Here is a 22,602-nt window from a genome sequence, read left to right as displayed (position 1 = left end):
CAAAAAGTTCTATGCAGTGATTGTTTAGTCGATACAAACGTAAATACTGAGGTCAAGAGAATTCGCTATAACGAGCCTTTTCTTGCCTTTTATATTTTTATAACTTCCGATAAGGTGTCATATGTTAACTAAAACGAAGAGAACTCTTCGGAACAACTTGAAAAACATTCCCAGTCAAGTTGGAAACCCTATCACAGCCCTGATGAGCAAGTGATTAAGGTATTTGATTTTTCTTTTTTTTCAGAAAATATATTTAAAAAATATTCTTAATAATATATAATTTGTTAAAATATGAGAAGGCAGGTGTTGTTTAATGAGTAAATTAAACTATAAGCGCTGGTTTTTTATTTCATTATTTACATTAATAGCTTCAACTATGTTGTTAGGATTTAGTTCAACTGGAAAAGCCTCTCCAATTGATTGTGGGATTTATAGCATTGATGAGAGTCTGGTGGTTCAGCACACATACGACAGTTCTAATAATGATATTACTATCCAGTGTGGTGGTATAGCTAGACAAACATGGAATAGTATAAAATCTTCAGCTATAAAAACTACTCAAACTTCTCCGAGGGTGAATAACTACAATAAAACAGGTGGTACAAATCAAGCGCTATATGACTTTAACCGTATGCCAGGTCCATATCAACTTGCTGGTGACGGTGTTCGATTAAAGCGTTATTCAGGAGGCACTTTAACTTACTATCCAAAATCTACCTCTACAAGTACTCCAACCCTGTCTTTTCCATCCACTACATCTGGAGTGACAGATAAAATTAGATATTATTAGAAATATACGAATGGGGTGAAGATAGGATGAAGGATACCGTAAAAGAAAAACTTCAATTTTGGCAGCCTAAAGGAATCGAATGGCTAAGAGGAACAGATCCTTCACAGATTATTTTATATAGTATATATAAAAGCCCAACTTTTTTAGAACTTGTCATAATCGATGACTATGGAAATAAAATAAAGATAACTTATGATCAATTTTGCACTTCAGAATTTGCCGTTTGGAATTTCACCTACGATACACATGCAGGTCGTCCAGACTTGTGGGTTAATGATGTTAATACTCCTGCAAATTTTTCAAAAAAAGATCCATTCTTCTTCAAAATTCTAAATTGGAGTGACTTAAAAAAGTATCGAAATGCTCCAATCTATGATGGAATCTGGGATAAGCCGGAAGTTCATTTATACAGTACCCGAGATGAATTTTTTATTGTGGTTTCAGAGTATGAACCAAAGATTTCCAAAGTATATGATGGTGACCAAGTAACTTAGTTCGCTTGGAGTCTAGACTTCATTACACCAATTTCATAAAACTTTACGTAAGATCCTGTAGAGTGGTCCATACAATTACAAAACCTTCTATAAAATAAAGGAAGCTAGGAAGCAGTATTATACGCATCCCGGCTTCTTTTTCTCTTCCGATAACACCATGATACGTAAACTAGATTTGTTTTGGATTTACGATTCAGATTCAACTTGTCCAGCTACTATACATGACTTTTCACCTTTCATATTTCCACATATCGGAGTAATACTGAACGTATATACATGACAGAAATAAACTTTTTTACATTTGGTAATAATATCACCCTGTTTATTGAAGCAGATTTCCCATGAGTGATCACTTGGTAAAATTCCAAGCATTTGATGACAGATTTATTTTCATTTCGCAAACCAGTACCGAGTATTGTGATTGACGAACGTCTGTTACAAAGAGCCGAAAAAGTGGTACTGTTCGATTATCACCGCCGAGGTGTAGAATTTATCGACAATACGCTACTTGTCTATTTGGAGCCATATGCTTCTTCTACAGCAGAACTCGTGACCGAATTGATCGAATATCAGCCGAAACACGACAAAATGACGATGCTCGAAGCAACATCGATGCTTGGTGCACGTTATAGAAGAGTAAGGAGCGAACAAGACAAGCGTCCGATGATTTCCGGTCTTCGTGAATCGGGTTCGATTGAGCAAGATGCCGATAGCGTGTCCTTCTTATACCGTGAAGATTACTATGATAAAGAAACAGAAAATCAAAACATGCTTGAAATCACCATTGCCATGCAGTGTAATGGTCCAACGGATGCCGTGACCTTGACCTTTGTGAAAGAGTTCAATAAGTTTGTCAAAATTGATTGGAGCCAGCATATGGCTCCGCCGGCCCCCTAAAAGAGTCCGGTTTTTTTGTAACTTTTTCAGTGTTTGTACGTATTTATTGGGAACGAAAGGAGTGGAATTAACATGAAATGGTTGATCGGCTGTTTAGGCGTCATTGTATTAGCTGTATTCGGATACTTTGGCTATTTTGCGTTTACGACAGAAGAGTCTAGTGAATCATCAGATCCGAGGAAGGAATTGATCAGTGTCTCTCCAAATGAAGAATGGCGAATTGAACTAGTTGAAGCGGAAATAGACGGGAAAGCGCATAAAGCCTACTACGGAAAAAATGAGGATCAATCAAGAAATAGAATGAGCAGTATCAATATTGACCCGGAAGGCAAAGAGAACACGACCATAGATATTGAATGGATTTCTGATGAATCAGCCGACATCTTGCTCCTCGAAGAAGGGGTTGAAATCAGACGAATGAACTTAACGTTAGAATAAGTGTGTTTTCTGAAAAAAGTAGTAGTTTCAAGCTGGTATATTAAACAATTTAATTAAACACGAACATCTAATTCGCAATAAAATTAGATGTTCGTGTTTAAATGGGGATTAGTTCCCTAGCAGTCTACTAATAATCTCCAGAGGGAAATTTGTTAATCCATGAACAATGATGAGAACCCAAAAATTTCGATATTTTGACCATAAAAGCCCCAAAAATAATCCCATGAGTCCATGATTAGCAATGGAATTTGCTAATGTCACATCAAAACTGCCTGCGCTCTGTATAGTCACGTGCCAAACAGCCCATAACAAAGCAGTTACACAAATGGCCGGCCATGTTCCTAAAAAAATCTCCAATCGAGTTTGTAACCAAACACGATAAAATAATTCTTCCAGAACACTGTTAAGCAAAAAAGAAACTAAAGCACCGGTCAATAAAATAAGAAAATTCATTTCGTATGTATTCGACTCTGAAGAACTCCATGGACTGAAAAAATACATAAATATCCATACGACAACGGGTATGAGGGCAAATTTCCACTGTTTTTTTGCAGAATGTCTGTGAAGTTTTATTTTTGGTTTCCATTTGAAAATTATAAGAGGAACAAAAAGCAGAAAAACAAGTTTGTAAATATAAAAAAAGTCAAAAACATGTTCAGCAGGCGTTATAATTAGAGCGAGAAAATAAAAAAGAGCAGCAATCAATAGATAATGCGTTTGTGATTTTAGAGTCTGTTTTTCTTCCTCTTGTAAGGAGAGGATTTTTGGGTTTTTATATGGTAACAAATATAAAATAATAAAAGGTAACCCGACTATTAACCAGTGATGCCACAGTAAAAGCGAATCATCAAAGTCTGCACTGACGATGATACGCCCGTTATTCGATAGAATAATCCATATAGAGGATACTACAAGAATGACTATGGTTATATAAATTAAGTAAGAGTTCTTCGATGTATTTATCATGTCTTTCCTCCTTTGTTTGCTTGCCGATATAAAAATTTCTTCCGACTTTTTCCTCTCAGCCTTTAGGGCTTCCGCTCGTTTCCTTTGTTCAATTCACTCCTCATTTTTAAACTCATTTGCTTCGTAAAAATCGATAATTTTATCAATATATTCAATTACGTTTTCTTCCACCAAAATTAATCCGCCTTTTTCTGGTGCTTCCTTTTGTAGCCTCCAATACTTTTCGATTAGTTCTTTATCACCGTTAAACGCCTCATCAAGAAACAAAACAAGTTTTCTAGCCAAGGTCTGAGATTTCATCGAGCTTGGATTTTCATATTTCTGTTCCCTGGCTATTCTCAATAAGTAAACTATTTCCATAGATTCCTTCTCACCCATATGAAATAGGGGATTGTTAAAAACCTCCCTCTCTTTTTCACTAAAGAATTCTTTCAAATAAGCCATTTGCTTAACTTGATCTTCTTCCGTTTGTCCTATGTAATGGAATAGGTTGGTCCAATTTATGTCTTGTTCAATAAAAGATAGTTGCTGGGTTAACCTAAGCATTTTTTCCAAATAATCAAGGTGTGCTTTTTCTTTTGCAATAATAATCAATTGCTCTTCAAAAATATCCTCCCAGTCATTTTCATTCAAAATAGATTTAACCTGTTCCAATTGAAATCCTAGTTTCTTTAAGGCAATAACTCGCTGCAGAACTAGAATATCTTCTTTTGAATAATAACGATAACCTGAATCTGCAATTCGGGAAGGTGTCAATAAATCGATTTCATCGTAATAGCGCAATGTCCGAACAGTCAGGTTAAATTCTTTTGCTACTTTTCCAATACTATACATAAGACACCTCCGATAGTTCTTTCCTTTTCAGTATAACTCTACCGCAAACGGAATAGTCAACAGGCGCCATTCACTATTCTGTGAATTTTACAAGCATATGAATCCTTGGTCTAGAAAGCGTTCGTAAAAGTACACTTACACGAACGAAAGGAAAGAAGCTTATTCCATCACTTCTTTCCTTCAGATAAGCAATTATATGTAACTGGATTTAGTACAATTCATACATAGAAAAGAGCTTATCAATATAGAGAAGAAGCTTTTCGGGCTCCATCTCTTAACTCCAATTTTGTTCGAATTAACGTGCTTCTGCATTCTGAACAATTCCCCTGCCGATACGGACAATCTGCAAAGACGTGAGCCATAGGACCAGTGCAGACCCCAGGCCAACTACCGTCATGTATGCATTTGCTTCATATCCGCCAATCGAAATTCTCTCCGGAATAAAAATCCAGGCGACGAGAGCGATTGCACAAATCAGTCCCCCCGTCAGATGATAAACACGAACGCCGAAAAGTGAAGCCAATGGGAAAAAGTGCACACCAACAATCAACGCCACGATAATTGGAATGAGTTGCGTAATTTGTGTCGCGTTACAAACAAAGATGGCAATTGCGATGGCAATCCCTTCAGCAGCGAAAATAAGATTAAATGCATTGCGCTGTTTTTTTCCGGACTTTGAACCAGCGCTGGTGCCAGAAAACTTCCTTCCCGATCGCAGCAGCAGAAAGCCCGTTGTGCACAAAGCGATTCCGATTAATAGTGCAATGATAAGCAATGCTGTTTGCGTTCCTCCCGGCCATTGCAAACCCATAATGCCAGTGTATGCCCATAATGTGCCGAATATCGCCATGAAAAATACGCCGTTTGCTGTTCCAAATATGGCTGCTTCAGGCGGCATGCGCGTTTCTTCCATCATCTGAATGTCCTCCTCCGTATTGTTTCCTAAGCCTAACTTACATAAATTAGCAGGGATATTTCTCCCTTTTAATATTATATCAAAATTTTCTAATATCTCTTATCTTTTTTATGTCAGAATAAATCTGCTCGTAAATATACCTTGACGAAAAAACTGGAGAAAAGAGACGCTTTGATTGGCCGCTTTTCTCCATTTTGTGTTCATACAACTTCCGATAAAACACATGATATGTAAACTACTCTTTTATATTGTTAAAGCAGAATATTAAATAAGGCATTCTTGTATAATTAATGGAGACCATATAAGTAATTTGACTGGTTGAGAAAGGAAGATTTAGTTGAATGAAAAATTCAAAAACAAAGTTGCTTGGTGCAAGGTTTGCGATCAAGGATGGGCTACTATCGTGAAAGCTAAAGGTACGAACCGATATTGGGTACAGTGCTCAGAGTGTGATAGCGAATGGTACCATCCATTGCACGCACAATTAAATATAAATATTAAGGAAACCATAGATCCTTCATCAGAAGAAATTCAAGAGACTGGGTGGGGTGAATATATCATCGCAGAATGGTAGCTTCGAACTACTATTCATAGCCAAAAACCTAAGTTTTCATTATGTTTCGCGAGACTTTACTTTGCATCATCTATTTTGCTCTCCGTTCTAAAAAGTACACTTTTCCTTTTGACGATTAAGGACTCTATCGATCATCGGTAAAATATTTTTGTCGAAGTTCTAACATATGAATTTGCGCTTTTTTCTTCACTGTAAATAAGCTGTTTTAAACTGATATTCGCATGGTTTTCTTTCATGAACTCTGACTTCATCATTACTCATCCATTTAATATCTCCTAATAATGGATAGAGCAAGTCGAATATTGGCTCTGTTTGATAAAGGACTTCTGAATAGATATGCTTTTGTTGCTTATCTTCAATCACTAATGAAGCCGTACAGTCATATATCCCAACCTCTATTTCGATTTTCGCTCTCAATTTACGATTAGGACTTGATTTGGGGTTTTTATACGTTTTTTTGAATGTGTAATTATTTTCGACTACCTTTTGATACGCATATAAAAATGGCTCTTCATTCCAACCCCTGTCTTTACAGATAACCTGTAGTCCATCCATCATTAGATCAAGTGTCTTTTTCTTTTTCTCTAAATCGGATAGCTGGTAAAAATCACTTACATCGTAGGGGATCGTTACAGGTAGTAATCCATCCATGATGACAGGTTGACAAGCCAATTCGGCATTTGGGTAACACTCAAATCGGACACTATTTACATCATCAAACTGAAATTTAGGTAAAAACTGTTCAAAGAGATACACAATGCAGTTGGTTTCCACATAAAACTGACTTTGTTTAGGTTTATGATGTTGTGGTGAGCGATCTTGAAAATTAAAGCCTCTAAATAACATTCAATAATCTCCTTCTTATGGTCTTGAGTGATATTTAGTATCACACATCCTGCCTCAACCATGTAGTGTCCGTGGAATCACCTCATAAGCAGCAATCGTTTCGCTGCAAATACGAATCTGGTTAATAACGGCTTAAATAATTCCAATACCGGATTTACAAGCTTTTTTTCTTTCCATAACGCTTGATAGGTAAACCCAAATACTATTGAAATTCGAGTTTTCAAACCTTATGGCACCGCCTTTTGAATGTATCATATGTTCGTTTGAAAATGATTTCGATGGATTTTCTAACAAAGCGAATGAAATTGGGAGATTGAATGTAACTTAATTAGGATTATGTTACATTCAGAATTTAGAAAAACTCAATCGTCAGCTCTATAAATTACTTTTGATGATAATTGAAACTCTTCATTTTTCAAAGAAGGTCTTAAGAGGATTTTCCTGGAGAATGGCGAACTGAGTATTGATTCAAATATCTGCAAAGAACTGCTCACTGCATACATTTGGAGGGACGATTGTGAAGCTGAAAATGAATAGAAAAGAATTGATGACCAATGATGATATATGGAATGCTGTTATTCGTGTGATTAGCGAAAAGGATTTCCCGTTTGAAAGCAAGAGAGTCAATGAAGCGTGGGTTGTATATCATTATTATTCAGAGCTCGAAAGTGGCGGACATGAAATGCTCCTCCATTGGCTGGGAGATTATATCAAGGAAGTTGGGATCCAACAGTATCGGGAAGAACTTGTAAACATCCTGGAAAAAATCGGCGCTGCTGATTATGCCGTCGTTGAAAAGACTTACCTTGAGCACTTGTGGCAACTGTACCAAGCTCTGGAAGAGAATGAAATTGAGGAAGAGAATTTTTACAGTAAGGTAGAGTCCGCGGACAATGCGTATTACGCAGAGAATGGGAAAATAGAAACTTTATTGGAAAATTACTTTATAGAAATACATACTGACTTGATCGATGTTGTGGAAAATTAATGGGTTTATATAAAGAGGATGCTCTCTTCTAGTAAGTAGTTCAGTTTTGGAGTACAAAAAGTGAAAATGTAAACCTAAATGAGTATCAAATTGCAACTGAATTTGATACTCGTTTTTTATTGTTAAATCAACGTTTGTTGTTAATTTACACCACAAAATGTAAGTTAAAATGTATATAAAAATGCGAACGTGAAATAATTATTGTAGGAATGCAAATTGGTGTGTTAAAATGGTTACAATTTACTAAGCAAAAAGGGGTGCATTTTCCTATGCAATTTCTTGAGCCAAAAAATAAGAACGCTAAGTCTGTGGATTGGGAAATATCAGAGCAAGTAAGGGTGATAGTTAAGCAATACGCTGAATATGCAGAGCGTACTGAAAGCGAAGCAGTGGATGAATTCTTATTGAACATTTTAGACGATAAGAAGTTTATTGAATGGATTGCCAACAAGCGAAGTAATAAGCGGATTGTTGAAAAAATGGGTATCAAAGATAGAGTGGGTTGATAGACAATGACCAAGCTTAAAAGATTAGCCACGAAGGAAGATGAAATTGTAGATGTTAAAATTCCGATTTCAAACGAAGAATTAAAAGATAGGGCTAAACAATATGATTTATTAACTCCAAAACGATTTGCAACAAGGTATAACAAAATGTTGTTCTTGCCAACGTCTTTTAAATGGAACGGTTCTGAATATCCCATTCAATATAATTACTGCATCAATCCGTTTTGTTGTAATTTTGGGAAAGAACAGCACAAATTCAAAGATGTAAAAGGGAAACCAAGTCGATATAAAATGACTGGTAGTTCCAAAGATAAAGGTCATAAAGGTATGTACTGCAATGACAATCCTATTGGCAGAGGTGTATCGCAAAACTGTACAGTAACCCCTTTATCTAATTGGTCTGTTGTTGAAGAAATTAAACGCCTTATAGAAATCAATAGCATCCAAGATGTTGAGCCAGATTATCAATTTCATAAAGAAGGCTGCTCGGAAGAAGAATCAACCCCATTCAATGAGCCGAAGCAATTTTACAAAAGGGGGAAAAGTAGGGGCAAATCTCAACGCTATCAATGTAAGGCGTGTAAGAAGTTCACTAATGTTCTACCAAAAAGAGAAGAAACCACTACTTATCACCAACAAAAGAACACCATTCTTCCAATGTTCGCTAAGATGGTTGTTGGAAGGGTTTCAGTCAGTCGTACTTGTGATATTTTAGGAATTGGAGTTGGAACCTACTATCATAAGCTGGAGTGGCTGTATAGGCGTTGTTTGGAGTTTTTAGAACGATATGAGACACAACCCCTTCAAACAAAGAAATTTAACGAGATGTGGCTTAATACGGACAAGATGCACTACTACCTAAATAACGTCCGTAAGAAAGGACAAGGTTCAAAGAAATATACGGGGTTTGAAGACCTTAATATGCAAACGTATATAGTTGTATCTGCTGAGGTCTTATCAAGATATGTGTTCCGTTCTGATGTTGCCTATGATTGGAATATTTCAATGGATGAATTAAATGAAGATACAAGAAAATTCAAAGAAGACCATCTCAATACTTTTAGTCGTAAAAATGATAGGTTAGATTGGTCTTATTATCCACAAGAACCATCCGCTAACGATAGCGAAAATAGGAATGCTTATCTTCACGAATTAGGGAAAATTACTAATAGGAGTAGATTTGTCGATGGTTTAAATGTTGATGCTCCTTATACTACAACTGCTCACTATTGGTTAATTAAACAAATGGTTAATGCCGACGAATGGCGAATGATTAGTGATGATGACTTCTCTATTAGAAACGCCTTTTATAGAGTATTCACGAAAGAATTAAGGTTGAGCGATGCACATCATTTTATTTGCCAAGTTAACAAGACGAAAAGCAGAAAACAATGCTTAAAAGAATTCGGACAAGCAAAAGCAGAACTGCTCGATTGGGGAGATATCAGAGGATTCAAAACAAAGTTTCTACGGACTTTGGCATCTCATTATCTAACTGAATTACTAACAAGTCATCAATTCCACGAAGAGGCTATTAGTAAAGATGGAGAAAGATATCGCAAATATGCCGATAACCCTATCAAACATCCATTAGCCACTAAGGATAAAGGATTTTATTCAGTTGATTGTAGAACGGATTTATCTGCTCTGGAACCAAACGAAATCGCAAAGATGCTATTAAATGTTAATGACCATTCGACCAATAGCTTTATTCAACAGATAAGACGTTATATATCATCTCTTGAAAGACCATTAACAACAGCTCGTGGTGATAAGAAGAGCTATATTTACGCTAACTTCAATCCGAAGTATGCTCAATTTGCGATTACAATTCTAAGAACTTACTACAACTTTTGTCGCCCTTTTAAATCAGCGGATAAAAAGGTTTTGACACCTGCTCAAAGATTAGGGATTACAGATAAACAATTTGATTGGAAAGATATAATTTATTTCAAATGACAAAAAGAGCTTGGAGTAATCCCAAGCTCTTGTGCTTTATCTTTACTGTTCTTCTTCAATTAACGCACCCGTTAACTCAATAAGTTTTTTCTTTCATATACATGAAAATAGTAGTTATACGGATTTTTATCATTCTTTATCCCTTTTTGGGCAAATACCTCATTCCATTCCTCATAATTCACTTCTGGAAAAAAAGTATCTCCTTCGAATTCATGATGTATTTTTGTGATGTACATTTTCTCAACATAAGGGAAAAACAAATTATAAATCTGTTCTCCTCCGAAAATAAAAATTTCTTCTTCGTTTTTACATAACTCAAAAACATCTTCTATTGAATGAACAATTTCACAACCATTAAAGGTAAACCCCTTATCTCTCGTCAGAATAATATTTCTTCTGTCAGGTAAGGCTCTTCCGATTGATTCAAGGTTCTTCCTACCTAATATTATCGGATGTCCCTTTGTAGTATTTTTAACATATTCCCAGTCCTTGGGAATCCTCCAAGGAATGTCATTCTCTTTGCCAATCACTCTATTCTTATCCATCGCAGCAATCAAAGAAACTTTCATTTATAACACAGCCTTTTTAACTAATTTACCATCTAATTTCTTATTTCTATCAAAAAACCTTTTCTCATTATCCTGCCCGTTAGTTGAATAAGCAATTTTTTCTATAAGTTATATTATCATAATACCACAAAATCACAAATTTTCATTCAATTATCATTTTCAATTGCATTTTATAAATCATTTTGTATGTAATTTGGTATGTAAGTTAAAATGAAAAAAGTAGTCCATTTTGAAGTACATTTTGTCATTTTGTACTCCAAAACTGAACTACTTACTCTTCTAGAGCATCCTCTTTATATTTTAAGATTGATTTTCTTCGGAAGTGAATGTAACTTAATTCACATTAAGTTACATTCAGTTGTAATAGAACCAAGTTTTTATGGACCCGTAATTACAGCCATCGGAGTTGATTTGCCGTTTATGAGTACGTCGATCATTTCCGTCTCCTTGTCAATCTTCAACTTGAATACATGCTGTTTAATATTGTCACCATCTTTTGGTACAGCTTTTAGTTTTATGTTTAACTTGTCTCCTTGTTTTTCAAGAGAAGCAGTTACCTCATCCTTTGATTCATAAATAAGATAAGCCATTTCTCCATTCTTATTTATCGATTGAAGAGGAACAGCCGGATCTAATAGTTCTTGCACATTTTCTGGTGCCTTGTTTAGTTTTTCGATACTAGGTGTAGACTCAATTAAATTACACGCTGACAGCAAAGTAAAAATGAGTACAATTACCAGTGTTTTTTTCACTATTCTTTTCCTCCTCTAACTTGGAACTTTTTTCCTTTAATTTTTTTACCTTATTTCAAGAAAAGTCAGTATATTAAAACACGAATGTAACTTAACTGCACCTAAGTTACATTCAATTTCCCTAAATTAATGCTTTTTATTTGTTGCAAATCCTAAATATATCGGACTACCGATGACTTAAGGTATGTAAACTGCGATGCTATATTACAACTATCGTTGTTCATTTACAAGTTGTTTTAAGTATCCATCTGGCAGCTGAACTGTTTCTCTTAGGTGTCTTGTATAGTAATTGTCGTCTGTTGTTTGAATTTCGAGCAGAAGTCCGTCCGTTTCCCCCATCTGATAGGGTCCATGAAAATGAATATCCAGCGTGTCTCCCTTTTCCATTGCAAGTGGCAGTTTCACTTCTCTACCGTCACGCGACCAGGAGACAGTGGCAGATGAACTGTAATGGCCAATTGTAGAAATAGCCATTGGTTCTGGCGCCGTAAATATATAATGCAATTGATCCTGTTCTAATTTCCCTTCTGCTGCTTCCTCTTCCAGTAACAGAATGCCATCAGCTTCTATAGGGGAATAATCTTCAAAAGAAACATTCGCCAAAAAAGTGCGACTCGAATTTTCAGGCATGAGATAAGCCAGTTCCTCATCGCTCAACTCAATTGTCGCTTCACGCAACTGATATCCATTTTGCGCAATCAGGTCCCTGATAATTTGCATATTTTCTTCTTCTGTTTCACCATTGGTCTGAGATGGAGGATAAAAGCCTTTTCCGTTCACAGTGACCTCCATTAAATGGGCATCATCTTGTTTTGTAGTAATATAGGAAACACTCATTGTATTAGTAGACTCTATGACTTGCGCAGATACAACAATTGGTTTTTCGATGCTTGCTTTCGGCCAAAGCCAATAAACCAGAATAGAACTCAGTACAAGTAAAATCCCAACCCACTTTTTCATTTCATCGCCCACTTCTTTTTCAATTTTTAATCGAACGTCGCTTCTTTCTCATAATAAAAATGAATCGAAAAATTATTTCCTCTTCTTTTCACATTAACATTATTTGGTTATTTAGAATAGTTTAAAATTATCTTTGTATCTAATCAACGACGAGAAAAGCGTTCGTAAAAGTACACTTTTCCGAACGCTCTCAAAACAGCTTAATAAAGCGCAAAAAATGTTCGTAAACATACCAAAACACTTTACGAACGTTCGCTGGTTCTCGATGACTTTTACGAACGTTTTTCAACTCCTAGTGAAATACTGATTATGATCCATTCGCCTATGTACGGAGCCATGCCCAAAGCGGCCTCCACGACAGTTTCTCCATTATTATTCAAGTTTTAAACATTTTCATTCCCCTCTCCTAAACTCATGCCAAAAATGCTACACTGAAACTAAGTAAATAATCATGCAGGGAAAAGGTGCTGATTCGTCAGCTTAACAGGGAATCCGGTGAAAATCCGGAGCTGTTTCCGCAACTGTAAGTGCGTATGAAATAAGAGATGCCACTGGGGAGACCCGGGAAGGCCTTAGAGTAAAGCGATGCACAAGCCAGGAGACCTACCTTTTTCTGAACGTATTTTTGCTCTTCGGAAGATAAGAGGATCTACGGCAACTTTTTCCTATGGACAGCCTTGTGCTGGATATTCGCAATCGTGCCACTCTCTTCGTTGAGAGTGGCTTTTTTTGTCTCTTTTTGAAAGCGATACGTCTGCTGATATTTACGCATTCTATGCAGGAGGTGAAAAGATGAAAAAAGACATGCGCTATCTGTGCTACCCATTCATGAGGGAAAGCGCTTCAACGGTCGATTTCGAGATCCGCACCGATTCCTTGACGACGCGGATCGGTGAAGCCATCGCGGTCAACGATATCCCGCAAATCATCAATGATCTGCGTTACTTGCAGCCGATGGTTTACCACTTGAACGGTTCGGTGCGCGGGAAACTGGCGATTTCTGAACAAGATCTTGCCGAGCTCAGTGACTTGTATGACCGCTACGTGGCGGAAGTGAAGGAAGAAATCGACCAGTTCGTCTTGCCGCAAGGAACGCACGGTGCGTGCATTCTCCACGTCTGCCGCAGCGAAGCGAAAAAATCCGTGCGTGCCCTGCACCATGTGACGCTTGAACGCGAAGTGCCGGAGCATTTGATGGACTACGCCAACCTGCTCGCCAATGTCTTTTTTGTCATGGCCGTCTATGCCAATAAGCAGCACGGCGTCAATGAAATCCCGTTCGTCAGCAAATCCTATCCAACAAAACACATGAAGAAAAAGGAGACTCACTCGTGAAAATCAAATCATTTCTCTTACTCAGCATTCCACTCGCTTTAACACTCGGCGCTTGCCAAGATGATGCTGCCGAAGCGCCCGCAACGGAAGAAACAACCGAACAAACCTCACCTGAAACGGCAAGCGACGCACCGTACACCGTCACCGATGACCGCGGCGAAGAACTCGAATTTGAACAAGCGCCTGAAACGATCGTCTCGCTCATCCCAAGCAATACCGAGATCGTCTTCGCCTTGGGTGCCGGAGACCAATTGGTCGGCGTAACCGACTATGACAACTACCCGGAAGCGGCGCAGGACATCGAGCGCGTCAGTGATTCGGTTGAATTCAATGCCGAGAAAATCATCCAGCTCGACCCGGATGTCGTTTTGGCTTATTCAACCGGCGAGGCACCGGCTGCCCTAGCGCAACTGGAAGATGCCGATATTCCGGTATTCGTTATCGAATCGGCCACTTCATTCGACGAAGTCTACGGCGATATCGAACAAATCGCCGCTGTTCTTGCCAAGGAAGACAAAGGCGCTGAAGTGATCGAAGGCATCCAAACGCAAATCGAAGATGTCCAGGAGCGCCTCGCCGCGGTCGAAGAACCAAAAGAAGTGTATGTGGAAATCAGCCCGTCCCCTGAAATCTACACAACCGGCAAATCGACATTCATGCAGGAGATTTTGGATCACGCAAACGTGACGAACGCCTTTGAAGACTTGGAAGGCTGGCCGAATATTTCCGAAGAAGAAGTCATCACCCGCGATCCGGAAGTCATCTTGACGACCGTTTCTTATGTCGAAGATGCCGTCGGTGATATCGAAGCGCGCGACAGCTGGTCGGATGTGGACGCCATCGAAAACGAGGAAGTGCATTTCATCGATTCCGACATTACTTCCCGCCCTGGGCCGCGCATCGGTGAAGCCGTGCAGTTAGTTGCGGAAACCGTTTATCCTGAATTGATGGACTAAGTCTATTCATCCAATGAGAGCAAGCACTTTTCAAGCTGCACCAGTATTTATCCATTGCCGAGTAATAAGGGGCAAATGTTGTCATTATTGCATTCTAAGGAAGATGAATAATTTATTCATCAACAAAAAAGGCGCAACCGCTCAAACCGGTTGCGCCTTTTCTTTATTCATAATCCCGCTTCATCACGGATGTCCTGTTCGGTAATTGCCCCGCCCTTTCCAGAGCCTTTGACGTCTTCAAGTTTAACGCCCAGTTCTTTCGCCAGATGACGAAGTCTCGGCGATACACGGGTAAAGCTCGCTGTCTCTTGTGACGCTTTGTTTTCCTCCGCCTGTTCGAGGTGGACTTTTTCAGAAGCCCCCGTGCTCTCGGCAGCTTGTCCTTTCGGATCGATGACTGCAAGCAACGTGCCGGCTTTAGCGGAATCTCCGCGCTTCACATGGATTTTCTTCACCGTTCCACTCGTTTCCGCACGAATTTCCGACACCGCTTTTTCCGTTTGCACTTCACACAGCACGGCGCCTTCTTTGACGTAATCGCCCTCATCCACGAACCACAGGACAATCAAGCTCTCATCGGTATCTTCAGATAGCTTCGGCAAAGTCACATCATGCATCCAATCGCCTCCTCTTACGCTTCATCCATCATCTGTTTGACTGTCTCGACAATTTTAGTCGGGCCTGGCAAGACAAAATCTTCGAGTACATGGCTGTACGGAATCGGCACATCCGGAATTGCCAAGCGCTTGATTGGCGCTTCGAGTTCATAGAGCGCTTCTTCCGAGACGATGGCCGCAATTTCTGCGGTCATGCCGTACGAGCGGTAATCTTCATCAACGACGACCAGTCGATGCGTTTTCTTCACTGAGTTGATGATGGTGTCTTTATCGATCGGCGCCAAGGAACGCAGGTCGATGACTTCCGCTTCGATGCCGTCTTGTGCGAGACGTTCTGCCGCTTCCATCGCGAAATGCGTCATCATCTGGATACCGACGATCGTCACGTCTTTCCCTTCCCGCATGACATTCGCTTTGTCGAGCGGCACGGTATACGATTCTTCCGGCACATGGCCGACTGCATAATCGAGCTGGTCCATCCACCCTAGGCCCTGAAGCGATTTATGGAACATAAAAACAACCGGATTGTCATCACGGATCGCAGATGTCATCATGCCTTTTAAATCATACGGCGTGCTTGGTGCGACCACTTTCATTCCGGGCATATGGGCAAACGTTGCATATAGAGTCTGGGAATGCTGCGCGGCGTCGCTATAACCGCCGCCGACCGAAGTCATGAGCACCATCGGCAAGCGTACATTGCCGCCGGACATATACGGAATCTTCGCCATATGGTTGTAGATCTGATCCATACAGACGCCGAAGAAATCGACGAACATCAATTCTGCAATCGGCCGCATGCCTTCTGCCGCTGCACCGATCGCCGCACCGATAAACGCCGTCTCGGAAATTGGCGTATCGAGCACACGCTCCGGACCGAATTTCTCCATCAAGCCTTGCGTGGAACCGAAAATGCCGCCGTATTTTCCGATATCTTCACCGAGCACAAATACGTTTTTGTCGTTCTCCATCTCCTGGGCAATCGCTTCCGCCATCGCTTTATTGCCCGTCAGCATTCTTTTTTTCGCTGTCTCCATTTCGGAATCTCTCCTTTTCGGATTAAGATGTAAAGACGTCATCCAATGCGGCTTCAGGTTTCGGATAATCGCTGTCGCGTGCAAATTGGTACGCGTCATCGACTTCTTTTTTGGCGCGTGTTTCGATTTCTTCCAGTTCCGGTTCATTCACATGTTCCGCATCCAAGAGCTGCTGGCGCAGTTTCATGATCGGGTCGCGCGCCCGCAGTCCCGGCACTTCTTCCTTGTCCCGGTATAACTCGGGATCGCCCTGAAAATGGCCGAGGAAACGGAAAGTTTCGATTTCGATGATTGTCGGGCCCTGTCCGTTGCGTGCCCGGTTGACCGCTTCTTCAGACGCTTTATACATTGCGACAGGGTCATTGTCTTTTACGTAAGCACCCGCCACGCCATATGCCGACGCGCGCAGGTCGTTCGATTCAACCGAAGTCGATGATTTCTTCGGAACCGAAATGCCATATGAATTGTCTTCGACGACGACAATCAGTGGCAAGTTCCACAAGGCCGCGAGGTTCAGCGATTCATGGAACGCTCCAGCATTCGCTGCGCCTTCACCGATGAATGCGACGGCGACCCAGTCTTTTCCCTTCATTTTATTGGCCATAGCCGCACCGACCGCATGCGGAATGCCGGCTGCCACGATGCCGCCGCATGAGAATTTCACTTCCGGATCGAACAAATGCATATGCCCGCCTTTGCCTTTTCCGAGACCTGATTCTTTTCCGAAAATCTCCGCCGTCATTTTCTTCAAGTCGACACCTTTGGCGATGGCGTGATGATGCGGACGGTGCGGCGCGGTTACCGTATCGTCTTTCGTCAAATGCACCATCATGCCGGCGGCGGCTGGTTCCTGCCCGGTTGCGAGATGCATCTCACCGGGTACGGGGCCTTCACCGATATTGAACACCGGTGACTTGCCTTCCGTATACGCGTCCACCATCTGGTCTTCGTAATAGCGGATCTTGACCATCTGCTCGTACATCCACATCAGCTTGTCGACAGATACAGAAGGCTGTTTTTCTTCGAACTTAGTCACTGCGACTCCTCCTTTTTTACTCCTTGAATTCGGATGGCGTGCGACAAATTCCATAGAGCTAAACAGTTTCAGTGTACTCTTTTTCAATAAATATTTCAATATTCTGATAATAAAAGACTAGGGAATTTGCAATTAAGATGATTTTCTTTAATCAACAAGCATAACTTGTTAGAAACTGATTAGAAATACCTCTGTTCAGCCTTTCCTTTCAAAATTTTAATATCGCTAAACGACAATTTTTTATTGATAATCAATAAATAAGTCACTATACTTTAAATATTAACAAGCAAAGAGGTGTGTTTTATGAAACGGGAGACTTTGTTTTTGAAAGTGGTGCTGTTTCTCATGGCGCTGCCGGTCATCGCGTTGTGCATCTTCGTGGTGCTGCCGCTTTCGAGCATTATCCAGGACGGACCGGATCAGCTGGCGTTTTTGCAATATGTGTTTGTCGCCTTGCTTTATGCAACGGCGGTTGCGTATTTCGTCGCGCTGTACCAGACTTATAAATTATTGAGCTTTATCGATGACAATATCGCCTTCTCTGTGCGCTCAGTGACGGCGATCAAAAACATCAAACGGTGTGCGCTGGTGATTACCGGCATTTACGTTCTCGCGATGCCGTTGTTTTACATCATCGCAGAAATTGATGATGCCCCGGGACTTATTCTCATGGGCGCAGCAATCGGCTTCGGTGCACTTGTCATCGCCGTTTTCGCAGCAGTTTTGCAGAAGCTGCTGACACACGCCATCGACATCAAATCAGAAAACGATCTTACGGTCTGAGGTGATACCATGCCAATCATCATAAATCTCGACGTCATGCTTGCTAAGCGCAAAATGAGCATGACCGAGCTATCCGAAAAAGTCGGCGTCACCATGCCCAATTTGTCCATCTTGAAAAACGGCAAAGCGAAAGCGATCCGTTTCTCGACGCTTGAAGCCATCTGCAAAGTGCTCGACTGCCAGCCAGGCGATGTAATGGAATACCAGGAGGAAGAATAGTCCTGACTTCCTTCGCTTTTTAGTAACAGTAAATTTCAGAGCAACTTGTTCATTCTTCGAAACCAAAGGAGGAAAAGATCTTGCTGACAAAACTGGTCGCTGCATTTAATCTAGCAATGTCGTTAGGCGCGTTTTTTATGGGGATTTCCATGCTGCCGTTCATGGGGATGTTCGTGGAGTTCCCGCCCGAGTGGGTCGGCGTCATGCCTTTTACTAGTTGGCCTGCTTTAGCTATTTATGGAATGGTTGTCTTCGGAATCGGAAACGCTGTGGCAGCAGTTTGCGGATTCACTAAGAAAACGCGGACATGTTTTGTCGCTACTATTAGTTTAGGAATCCTGTTATCGCTGAGCGCGGCGTTGCCGATTGTATTGCTGGGCGACTGGTATTTGCCGCTCGTGTTCTTTTTCATCCTCAGTTTCATCCAAATAGCACTCGGCTTGTACGGCGTTTTCAGCAAGCACAAAACCGATTCCCAGGCTAGCAAGGGAATCCTTAACCAGTAGAAATATAGAAAAAGGGCTGTCGCTAAGATCATGAAGATGACTTGGCGACAGCCCTTTTGGCTTGCTTAGCATTCACTTTACTGGAGATTTTTTAATATACGTCAAGGTTTTCCCGCTCACCCCAAGCAACACCGTCAAAAGAGGCGACAGCAAGCAGAAGAACGCAAACGGCAAATATTCCAATGTCGAAACATCCAACACCGAGGCGATGAAAATCCCGCAGACGCTCCACGGCACGAGCGGATTGACGACTGTCCCAGCATCTTCCATGACGCGGCTCAAGTTCTTTCCGGCCAGTCCGACTTTTCCGTAAGATTCACTGAACGCTTGTCCCGTCAGCAAGATCGATAAGTATTGTTCCCCGACGAGGATGTTCGTGCCGATCGCCGTCAAGGCGGATGCGACGATGACAGAAGACACTTTCTTCAGCAGGCTTTCGATTTTCGCCAGCAAACTTTGGATGATGCCGAGTTTGAATAATAATCCGCCCATGCTGAGCGCGAGTAGCACCAGAGCGATGGTGAAGAACATGCTTTCCATGCCGCCACGCGAAAGCAGCGCATCGATTTCATCAATGCCGGTCGATGATTCGTAGCCGCCGAACAGGATGCCGAGCATCGACGAGACTTGCAAGCTCTGGTGGAACAAGGAAACGATAAGCGCTACCACCGAACTTGCGGCCAAAGTCAAAACCGCAGGTACTTTGAATACCGTCAAGGCGATCAAGATGACGAGAGGCGCCATGGCGTACCAATGAATCAAGCCGGTCTCAAGCAAGCCTTCCTTGAACAGGGCAATGTCCTCGGTATGGTCCAAGGTAACTGAAGGCGATAACACACCGAAGAAAATCAGTGTCAGAATAAAAGCAGGAATCGTTGTCCACCCCATATTGCGGATGTGTTCGAAGAGATCCACGCCGACAATGGAAGCCGCCAAGTTGGTCGTATCCGATAACGGCGACATCTTGTCCCCGAAAAAGGCGCCCGAGACGATTGCGCCTGCCGTGATGGCCAGCGACAAATCAAGCGCTCCGGCGATGCCGATCAAAGCAACACCTACCGTCGCCACGGTCGTCAAGGAACTGCCGACAGACAGCCCGATGATCGCCGTGACGACAAAGACCACCGCAAAGAAAAACACAGGCGTCACCAGGCTGAACCCGGCATAGATCAAAGTCGGGATCGTCCCGCTCATCATCCAGCTGCTGATGAGGATGCCGATGAAGAAGAACAAGAACACGGCGCCCATTCCTGCGCCCGCGCCTTCGATCAACCCCCGCTCCAGTTCGCGGTACGATAATTTTTTAGCCAGCCCGTAGCACATCAGCAACAAAATCGCTATTAAGATCGGCACATGCGGAGCCGCTTCAAATCCGATGATGCTGACGCTGATGATCGCGACGACCAGTGCGACGAGTGCCGCCGCTTCTTTCGTACCCGGTGATAAAATCGCTTTAATATGAAACATGTCCAGTTCCTCCTGTATTGTGAAAATAAAAAAAGAAAACCACTCATCCCCTAAAAAAGGGACGAAGGTTTTCTCCGCGTTACCACCCTAGTTGACCTTCCGCTTTGGAACATCCACTCAATTGACCGTCGAAACTGCAGATGGCGTAATTCACCCCGATTGCTGCCTGGACTTCCACCTTCCGTCCAGTCTCTTTGTGCTGCGCGCAATGAGCCTACTCATTCATCATTCAACCTATTCGTCGTTGCTTTTTGCAATTGCTTTAAATCTTAGCATCTCCCCCGAATAAGTCAAGAACGAATTCTTCAACGGAAAAAAGCACGCTCTCCTGCTTGATGGCTTTGCAGGGAGCGTGCTTTTGGGTCAAGTTTAGTTTTTCTTGCCGTCATTTCTTTTTACGTCTTGATTGCTTGCATCATCCATCTTGAATTCATCTGAGACCTCATCGATGATGCCTTTTGTCGAACTTTTGAATTCCTTCAAAGTCTGCCCTGCCGCTTTTCCTAGCTGCGGCAGTTTAGCTGGACCAAAGACGATCAAGGCGATGATCAAGATCAAAACCAATCCCGGGATTCCTATATTGGGCACGATGGTCCTCCCCCTTTCGCTAGCGTCATGCTTTCTGTTCCAATTTGTTTTTCGTTGAGCGCTTCATCGTGATGGCTGAAATGATGATGCTGATTTCAAATAGCGCAAACAACGGCACAATGATCAGCACATCCGATAGAAAATCGGGTGGTGAAATCAACACTCCGACCACCACCAAAACGAAGTAAGCGATTTTGCGCATTTTCCGCAGCGATTGCGGCGTAACGATGCCAAGCTTCGTCAAAAACATGACGATGAGCGGCATCTCGAACACCAGCCCGACCGGAATGACCAAATTGAATAGGAAGGTGAAATATTGGCTCATCCCATAGGTTTCCGTGGCTCCGATGGACTGATTGATATCCGACATGAAGTTCAGCATCATGGGGAACATGATGAAATAGCTGAAGCTCACCCCGAGCAGAAACAATAGGAACGATGCCGGGATATAAACATAGGTCCCTTTGGCCTCCATTTCCGATAAGGCAGGTTTGACGAATAGCCAAGTTTGATGCAACGCCACCGGCAATGTCAACAACACCGCCAGGACCAAGGCGCATTTAAAATAAATCATGATACCGTCGGTAAAGCCAAAAACGTTCCAATCAACATTCACCGCAGTCGGCTGCAGCTTGATGAAATTCAAGATGTGTGCAGCGCTCGCAAATCCCGCGGCGAGTGAGGCGATAAACGCCATCACGGTGATGATCAGCCGTTTCCTGAGATCTGTTAAATGTTCGATAAGCGTGAATTCCTGTTCCATTTCCTGTACCACCTAATAAAGACGAAGCAAAAGCACTGAATGGTCTGCTCTAAAGCTCAAGCTTTTGGCTTCAATCCTTTTTCGTTTCTTTTGTGTCATTGGTTTTGTCAGTCGCATCGTCATCGCTCATCAATTCTTTCGTTGAGCTTTTAAATTCTCTTAAAGTTTCTCCGACAGCGCGCCCTAGTTGCGGAAGCTTCGCCGGCCCGAAAACGATCAACGCGATCACTAAAATTAAAATCAGTCCTGGGACTCCGATATTTGGCATCCTCTCTCCTCCTATCTGTAGTTTTCGCCTGCCATCGTGCTTGTATGTGCACGCAAGTTTTGCCATCGAGCCTATATGGAAGGTTCTTTGATTTTTGCATTCGGCTCAAGGCTGCGTGAAAAAATATAGATTGACTCGGCTTTCAAAAAGTCATTATACTCTTAATTAATGATTTGTAAATCATATATTTAAGGTTATCAATATTTTTGTAGGCAGGTGAAATAAACATGACGAAATATAATGACGAGGAATTGAGAATGATCAACCAAGTTCTTCTTGGGATTTTCATCGCACTGGACTTCAGTTACTTCCTTTCCCTCTTCTATAGCCCCTTCCCTTGGTTCGCATTAGCTGGAACTGGCGTCGGAATAGCAATGATTGTGTTCTTTTGGAGCGGAACGAAATACTGGCTGTTCATTTTTGCTTTATTATTCAGCACTGCCTTGTTTTCATTAAGCAATAATTTCCATGCCATCTTTTCTTGATAGCAGCGCCGCTCTTTTTGGGAGCGGTCTTTTTTTTATTCTTTAATATAACC

26 protein-coding genes, 2 pseudogenes and 1 riboswitch are annotated in these 22,602 nt (G+C 41.5%); of the genes and pseudogenes, 14 read left to right on the top strand and 14 right to left on the bottom strand.

The features are described from left to right. Positions 1–313 precede the first annotated feature (313 nt). The 5 genes and pseudogenes from BBI15_RS16385 (at position 314) to BBI15_RS04235 (ending at position 2,619) form a co-directional block, all read left to right on the top strand. A complete protein-coding gene (locus BBI15_RS16385; protein ID WP_157101622.1) occupies positions 314–790 on the top strand; it encodes a hypothetical protein in 477 nt (158 codons plus the stop codon). 26 nt (positions 791–816) lie between these two features. Then, on the top strand, positions 817–1,284 hold the full coding sequence (locus BBI15_RS04245; RefSeq protein ID WP_068872453.1) for a hypothetical protein: 468 nt from the start codon (positions 817–819) through the stop codon (positions 1,282–1,284). A gap of 408 nt (positions 1,285–1,692) precedes the next feature. Further along, a pseudogene (locus BBI15_RS16380) lies at positions 1,693–1,902 on the top strand (DHH family phosphoesterase); the annotation flags it as partial. A gap of 12 nt (positions 1,903–1,914) precedes the next feature. Next, positions 1,915–2,181 (top strand): annotated as a pseudogene (locus tag BBI15_RS04240) (DnaB-like helicase C-terminal domain-containing protein); the annotation flags it as partial. A 72-nt stretch (positions 2,182–2,253) separates the two neighbouring features. Then, the gene (locus BBI15_RS04235; protein WP_068872451.1) at positions 2,254–2,619 is read left to right on the top strand and encodes a hypothetical protein; all 366 of its coding nucleotides are present in this window, start codon (positions 2,254–2,256) and stop codon (positions 2,617–2,619) included. Between the two features lie 108 nt (positions 2,620–2,727). On the opposite strand, the gene BBI15_RS04230 is transcribed toward BBI15_RS04235, so the two are convergent. From BBI15_RS04230 to BBI15_RS04210, 4 genes are all read right to left on the bottom strand, one after another. Further along, entirely contained in the window at positions 2,728–3,585 is an 858-nt protein-coding gene (locus BBI15_RS04230) for a CPBP family intramembrane glutamic endopeptidase (protein ID WP_068872450.1), read from the bottom strand. Positions 3,586–3,678: 93 nt separating this feature from the next. Continuing rightward, positions 3,679–4,419 (bottom strand): MerR family transcriptional regulator, encoded by a 741-nt coding sequence (locus BBI15_RS04225; protein WP_068872449.1) that lies wholly within the window; start codon positions 4,417–4,419, stop codon positions 3,679–3,681. Positions 4,420–4,714: 295 nt separating this feature from the next. Beyond that, positions 4,715–5,335 (bottom strand): hypothetical protein, encoded by a 621-nt coding sequence (locus tag BBI15_RS04220; protein WP_068872448.1) that lies wholly within the window; start codon positions 5,333–5,335, stop codon positions 4,715–4,717. 760 nt (positions 5,336–6,095) lie between these two features. After that, positions 6,096–6,755: a hypothetical protein gene (locus BBI15_RS04210; protein WP_068872446.1), complete on the bottom strand. Its 660-nt coding sequence runs from the start codon at positions 6,753–6,755 to the stop codon at positions 6,096–6,098. A 517-nt stretch (positions 6,756–7,272) separates the two neighbouring features. Here BBI15_RS04210 and BBI15_RS04205 point away from each other — a divergent pair. The 3 genes from BBI15_RS04205 to BBI15_RS04195 all read left to right on the top strand — a co-directional run bounded on the left by BBI15_RS04205 (position 7,273) and on the right by BBI15_RS04195 (position 10,208). Next, entirely contained in the window at positions 7,273–7,743 is a 471-nt protein-coding gene (locus BBI15_RS04205; RefSeq protein WP_068872445.1) for a hypothetical protein, read from the top strand. Positions 7,744–7,964: 221 nt separating this feature from the next. Next, the gene (locus BBI15_RS04200) at positions 7,965–8,249 is read left to right on the top strand and encodes a hypothetical protein (protein WP_000922261.1); all 285 of its coding nucleotides are present in this window, start codon (positions 7,965–7,967) and stop codon (positions 8,247–8,249) included. Between the two features lie 6 nt (positions 8,250–8,255). Further along, positions 8,256–10,208 (top strand): hypothetical protein, encoded by a 1,953-nt coding sequence (locus BBI15_RS04195; protein ID WP_000163792.1) that lies wholly within the window; start codon positions 8,256–8,258, stop codon positions 10,206–10,208. A gap of 71 nt (positions 10,209–10,279) precedes the next feature. On the opposite strand, the gene dfrG is transcribed toward BBI15_RS04195, so the two are convergent. The 3 genes from dfrG to BBI15_RS04180 all read right to left on the bottom strand — a co-directional run bounded on the left by dfrG (position 10,280) and on the right by BBI15_RS04180 (position 12,489). Next, the gene (gene dfrG, locus BBI15_RS04190) at positions 10,280–10,777 is read right to left on the bottom strand and encodes a trimethoprim-resistant dihydrofolate reductase DfrG (RefSeq protein ID WP_000868795.1); all 498 of its coding nucleotides are present in this window, start codon (positions 10,775–10,777) and stop codon (positions 10,280–10,282) included. A gap of 377 nt (positions 10,778–11,154) precedes the next feature. Continuing rightward, positions 11,155–11,529, bottom strand: coding sequence for a hypothetical protein (locus tag BBI15_RS04185; RefSeq protein ID WP_068872444.1), 375 nt, complete (start codon positions 11,527–11,529; stop codon positions 11,155–11,157). A 210-nt stretch (positions 11,530–11,739) separates the two neighbouring features. Next, the gene (locus tag BBI15_RS04180) at positions 11,740–12,489 is read right to left on the bottom strand and encodes a hypothetical protein (protein ID WP_068872443.1); all 750 of its coding nucleotides are present in this window, start codon (positions 12,487–12,489) and stop codon (positions 11,740–11,742) included. A 445-nt stretch (positions 12,490–12,934) separates the two neighbouring features. Continuing rightward, positions 12,935–13,114, top strand: a riboswitch (cobalamin riboswitch). A gap of 167 nt (positions 13,115–13,281) precedes the next feature. Between BBI15_RS04180 and BBI15_RS04175 the strand changes: the two genes are divergently transcribed. Together BBI15_RS04175 and BBI15_RS04170 are read left to right on the top strand one after the other, a co-directional pair. Next, positions 13,282–13,824, top strand: coding sequence for a hypothetical protein (locus BBI15_RS04175; RefSeq protein WP_068872442.1), 543 nt, complete (start codon positions 13,282–13,284; stop codon positions 13,822–13,824). Continuing rightward, positions 13,821–14,780: an ABC transporter substrate-binding protein gene (locus tag BBI15_RS04170; RefSeq protein ID WP_068872441.1), complete on the top strand. Its 960-nt coding sequence runs from the start codon at positions 13,821–13,823 to the stop codon at positions 14,778–14,780. Before BBI15_RS04175 ends, BBI15_RS04170 begins: the two co-directional genes overlap by 4 nt. 167 nt (positions 14,781–14,947) lie before the next feature. Here the strand turns inward: BBI15_RS04170 and BBI15_RS04165 are convergent, their stop codons facing one another. Genes BBI15_RS04165 through BBI15_RS04155 form a run of 3 tightly spaced genes read right to left on the bottom strand, consistent with a single transcriptional unit; the run spans position 14,948 to position 17,422 of the window. Then, positions 14,948–15,397 carry a biotin/lipoyl-containing protein gene (locus BBI15_RS04165; RefSeq protein WP_068872440.1) on the bottom strand — a complete coding sequence of 150 codons (450 nt, stop codon included), beginning with the start codon at positions 15,395–15,397 and terminating at the stop codon, positions 14,948–14,950. Positions 15,398–15,411: 14 nt separating this feature from the next. Further along, positions 15,412–16,434 carry an alpha-ketoacid dehydrogenase subunit beta gene (locus BBI15_RS04160; protein WP_068872439.1) on the bottom strand — a complete coding sequence of 341 codons (1,023 nt, stop codon included), beginning with the start codon at positions 16,432–16,434 and terminating at the stop codon, positions 15,412–15,414. Between the two features lie 22 nt (positions 16,435–16,456). Further along, on the bottom strand, positions 16,457–17,422 hold the full coding sequence (locus BBI15_RS04155; RefSeq protein WP_068872694.1) for a thiamine pyrophosphate-dependent dehydrogenase E1 component subunit alpha: 966 nt from the start codon (positions 17,420–17,422) through the stop codon (positions 16,457–16,459). Positions 17,423–17,773: 351 nt separating this feature from the next. Here BBI15_RS04155 and BBI15_RS04150 point away from each other — a divergent pair, with 351 nt between their 5' ends. The 3 genes from BBI15_RS04150 (at position 17,774) to BBI15_RS04140 (ending at position 18,978) form a co-directional block, all read left to right on the top strand. Further along, the gene (locus tag BBI15_RS04150) at positions 17,774–18,253 is read left to right on the top strand and encodes a DUF2975 domain-containing protein (RefSeq protein WP_068872438.1); all 480 of its coding nucleotides are present in this window, start codon (positions 17,774–17,776) and stop codon (positions 18,251–18,253) included. Between the two features lie 9 nt (positions 18,254–18,262). Next, positions 18,263–18,472 carry a helix-turn-helix domain-containing protein gene (locus BBI15_RS04145; RefSeq protein ID WP_068872437.1) on the top strand — a complete coding sequence of 70 codons (210 nt, stop codon included), beginning with the start codon at positions 18,263–18,265 and terminating at the stop codon, positions 18,470–18,472. An 80-nt stretch (positions 18,473–18,552) separates the two neighbouring features. Then, the gene (locus BBI15_RS04140) at positions 18,553–18,978 is read left to right on the top strand and encodes a hypothetical protein (RefSeq protein WP_068872436.1); all 426 of its coding nucleotides are present in this window, start codon (positions 18,553–18,555) and stop codon (positions 18,976–18,978) included. Positions 18,979–19,050: 72 nt separating this feature from the next. Here BBI15_RS04140 and nhaC read toward each other — a convergent pair whose 3' ends face one another. The 4 genes from nhaC to BBI15_RS04120 all read right to left on the bottom strand — a co-directional run bounded on the left by nhaC (position 19,051) and on the right by BBI15_RS04120 (position 22,064). After that, complete coding sequence (gene nhaC, locus BBI15_RS04135; protein ID WP_068872435.1) at positions 19,051–20,445, bottom strand: Na+/H+ antiporter NhaC; 1,395 nt, start codon at positions 20,443–20,445, stop codon at positions 19,051–19,053. A 369-nt stretch (positions 20,446–20,814) separates the two neighbouring features. Further along, on the bottom strand, positions 20,815–21,036 hold the full coding sequence (gene tatA, locus BBI15_RS04130; protein WP_068872434.1) for a twin-arginine translocase TatA/TatE family subunit: 222 nt from the start codon (positions 21,034–21,036) through the stop codon (positions 20,815–20,817). 22 nt (positions 21,037–21,058) lie between these two features. Continuing rightward, positions 21,059–21,796, bottom strand: coding sequence for a twin-arginine translocase subunit TatC (tatC, locus tag BBI15_RS04125; RefSeq protein ID WP_068872433.1), 738 nt, complete (start codon positions 21,794–21,796; stop codon positions 21,059–21,061). 70 nt (positions 21,797–21,866) lie between these two features. After that, positions 21,867–22,064: a twin-arginine translocase TatA/TatE family subunit gene (locus BBI15_RS04120; RefSeq protein ID WP_068872432.1), complete on the bottom strand. Its 198-nt coding sequence runs from the start codon at positions 22,062–22,064 to the stop codon at positions 21,867–21,869. A gap of 227 nt (positions 22,065–22,291) precedes the next feature. Between BBI15_RS04120 and BBI15_RS04115 the strand changes: the two genes are divergently transcribed. Continuing rightward, positions 22,292–22,549: a hypothetical protein gene (locus tag BBI15_RS04115; RefSeq protein WP_068872431.1), complete on the top strand. Its 258-nt coding sequence runs from the start codon at positions 22,292–22,294 to the stop codon at positions 22,547–22,549. Positions 22,550–22,602: the final 53 nt, after the last annotated feature.

The sequence above is a fragment of the Planococcus plakortidis genome, assembly GCF_001687605.2.
Lineage (GTDB): Bacteria > Bacillota > Bacilli > Bacillales_A > Planococcaceae > Planococcus > Planococcus plakortidis.
This window is presented reverse-complemented; position numbering and strand designations above follow the sequence as displayed.

Bases quoted from the DNA above. Each gene is read 5' to 3' on its own strand.
- BBI15_RS16385 (WP_157101622.1), top strand. From the start codon at position 314: ATGAGTAAATTAAACTATAAGCGCTGGTTTTTTATTTCATTATTTACA.
- BBI15_RS04245 (WP_068872453.1), top strand. From the start codon at position 817: ATGAAGGATACCGTAAAAGAAAAACTTCAATTTTGGCAGCCTAAAGGA.
- BBI15_RS04235 (WP_068872451.1), top strand. From the start codon at position 2,254: ATGAAATGGTTGATCGGCTGTTTAGGCGTCATTGTATTAGCTGTATTC.
- BBI15_RS04230 (WP_068872450.1), bottom strand. From the start codon at position 3,585: ATGATAAATACATCGAAGAACTCTTACTTAATTTATATAACCATAGTC.
- BBI15_RS04225 (WP_068872449.1), bottom strand. From the start codon at position 4,419: ATGTATAGTATTGGAAAAGTAGCAAAAGAATTTAACCTGACTGTTCGG.
- BBI15_RS04220 (WP_068872448.1), bottom strand. From the start codon at position 5,335: ATGATGGAAGAAACGCGCATGCCGCCTGAAGCAGCCATATTTGGAACA.
- BBI15_RS04210 (WP_068872446.1), bottom strand. From the start codon at position 6,755: ATGTTATTTAGAGGCTTTAATTTTCAAGATCGCTCACCACAACATCAT.
- BBI15_RS04195 (WP_000163792.1), top strand. From the start codon at position 8,256: ATGACCAAGCTTAAAAGATTAGCCACGAAGGAAGATGAAATTGTAGAT.
- dfrG (WP_000868795.1), bottom strand. From the start codon at position 10,777: ATGAAAGTTTCTTTGATTGCTGCGATGGATAAGAATAGAGTGATTGGC.
- BBI15_RS04180 (WP_068872443.1), bottom strand. From the start codon at position 12,489: ATGAAAAAGTGGGTTGGGATTTTACTTGTACTGAGTTCTATTCTGGTT.
- BBI15_RS04175 (WP_068872442.1), top strand. From the start codon at position 13,282: ATGAAAAAAGACATGCGCTATCTGTGCTACCCATTCATGAGGGAAAGC.
- BBI15_RS04165 (WP_068872440.1), bottom strand. From the start codon at position 15,397: ATGCATGATGTGACTTTGCCGAAGCTATCTGAAGATACCGATGAGAGC.
- BBI15_RS04160 (WP_068872439.1), bottom strand. From the start codon at position 16,434: ATGGAGACAGCGAAAAAAAGAATGCTGACGGGCAATAAAGCGATGGCG.
- BBI15_RS04155 (WP_068872694.1), bottom strand. From the start codon at position 17,422: ATGTGGATGTACGAGCAGATGGTCAAGATCCGCTATTACGAAGACCAG.
- BBI15_RS04150 (WP_068872438.1), top strand. From the start codon at position 17,774: ATGAAACGGGAGACTTTGTTTTTGAAAGTGGTGCTGTTTCTCATGGCG.
- BBI15_RS04145 (WP_068872437.1), top strand. From the start codon at position 18,263: ATGCCAATCATCATAAATCTCGACGTCATGCTTGCTAAGCGCAAAATG.
- nhaC (WP_068872435.1), bottom strand. From the start codon at position 20,445: ATGTTTCATATTAAAGCGATTTTATCACCGGGTACGAAAGAAGCGGCG.
- tatC (WP_068872433.1), bottom strand. From the start codon at position 21,796: ATGGAACAGGAATTCACGCTTATCGAACATTTAACAGATCTCAGGAAA.
- BBI15_RS04120 (WP_068872432.1), bottom strand. From the start codon at position 22,064: ATGCCAAATATCGGAGTCCCAGGACTGATTTTAATTTTAGTGATCGCG.
- BBI15_RS04115 (WP_068872431.1), top strand. From the start codon at position 22,292: ATGACGAAATATAATGACGAGGAATTGAGAATGATCAACCAAGTTCTT.